The 1,776-nt window shown below is 44.5% G+C and carries 2 pseudogenes; both read left to right on the top strand.

Annotated elements, in window-relative coordinates:
* A pseudogene (locus tag AC2VE5_RS26535) lies at positions 1 to 118 on the top strand (IS1 family transposase); the annotation flags it as partial.
* Positions 117 to 1,776, top strand: a pseudogene (locus AC2VE5_RS26530) (DUF3131 domain-containing protein); the annotation flags it as partial. The pseudogenes AC2VE5_RS26535 and AC2VE5_RS26530, both read left to right, overlap by 2 nt.

Raw genomic sequence — 1,776 nt, 5'->3', positions numbered from 1 at the left:
TTACTTCAATTGGATTTGGCAGCATAGTCGGTTCAAGTCCACTGCCGCACAACGAGCAGGATTAACCTCTCGACCATGGACTTGGAATGATATCGTGACCTATCCCACAATAATCTGACGCACTACCGATTCCTGTTGATACCCGCGACTTTCAAAGCACAAATGCTAATAACTACGTTGTTAGCGAGTCTTATATCCTCGATGGAATTGAATTTGGTCTGCAAGGCGATTTAGCCGACTATGCTGCGAGAGTTTTGGAAGTTCAAAAACGCCGCTACGATGAGACAGGGCAGCTAACAGCAGTTACAGAAGATAATATTGACCAAGCTCCTTACTTTCTCTATAACACTGTTTATGCCAACGGTAAGACTTGGGCAACAATTACTGATACTAATCAGCCTTATCCTCAACTGCGTAGTATCAGTACAAAAGCCGCTTTTGGCTGGCGCTATCTTTATCCAGATAATGCTTACGCTCAAAAACTTTTTGATGTAGTCAAAGACCTCCGCAGTCCTGAAGATAGTGGCTACTACGCAGGAATTTATGAAGAAACAAAACAACCAAATAAGGCTTTAACTGGCAATACCAATGGGCTGATTTTGGAGATTTTGTACTACAAAGCTAGAGGAAATCGTCCTTTGATTGCGTCTAATGCGGTGAGCGTTTCTACGGGTACGCCTGGTAGTAATACTCCCCCACCAGCAGAAGCACCTAGTCCTAATGCCCAAGTTACTATTTCAACTCCGGCTAATCCTGCTCCTACTAAGCCTAAGTTCTTAGAAATCGCTGTTGAACCTATTGCCGCAGTTGGTAAGCCTAATGCTGCGAATATCAAACTAACTAAACCCCTAAGTGTTATAGGAAAACGTTATGCAGCAGCAGCTTGGCAGTATTTTGAAACCAACTACCATAATAAAAATGGGCTGATAGACGATCGCAGCGACTTTGACGGCGCAACTTTGTGGGGACTAGGGGATTACTTAGCAGCACTCCACGCCGCGCGATCGCTCGATATTATTTCGGCAGATAAATTTGACTATCGAGTAAGACATTTATTAGCTGCTTTGGGTAAATTGCCTTTATTTGCCGGAGAATTGCCCAATCGCGGCTACGATACGCGACTTCTTAAACCTGTAGACTATGGTGGCAACTCTGTTCCTGAAGGTACTGGCTGGTCGGCTTTAGATGTAGGCAGAATGTTAGCAGCACTCTACAACTTAAAAACTTTTCATCCTGAATATACAACTGCTGTCGATAAAATTGTCCTCGATTGGTCGTATTTGCGAGTCGCGCGCGATGGCATATTATCTAGCGCTAACGTAACTAAAGATGCTGACGGGCGATTTTTCACCCGCGTCAACCCGGAAACTCGCTTAGGTTATGAAGAATACGCCGCGCGTGCTTTTCAACTGTGGGGCTTTGATGTCAATAAATCTGCTGTAGGTGGAGAATATCAAATGGCTGAAGTTGAAGGAATGAAAGTTCCAGTACAACGCCGCCGCAGCGATACTAATGCCAAGAACCAATATACAGTTAGCGATCCTTTTTTGCTATACGGGTTGGAATTTGGATTAGATCCAAAAATGCGAGTACTTTTTGAGCCAATATTAATGGCGCAAGCCGAACGCTACCGTCAAACCAAAACTCTCACAGCTTCAGCAACTACCCTAATTGACCGCAAACCTTACACTATTCACAGCACAATTATCGCTCAAGGTAAGCCTTGGGTAGCAGTGGGAGATGATGGCGAACCAGCGCCAGATGAGCGATTAGTAA

The sequence above is a fragment of the Aliterella sp. E5.1 genome (assembly GCF_057473825.1).
Note: the sequence above shows the minus strand (reverse complement) of the source record. Positions and strands in the feature narration are given on the sequence as shown.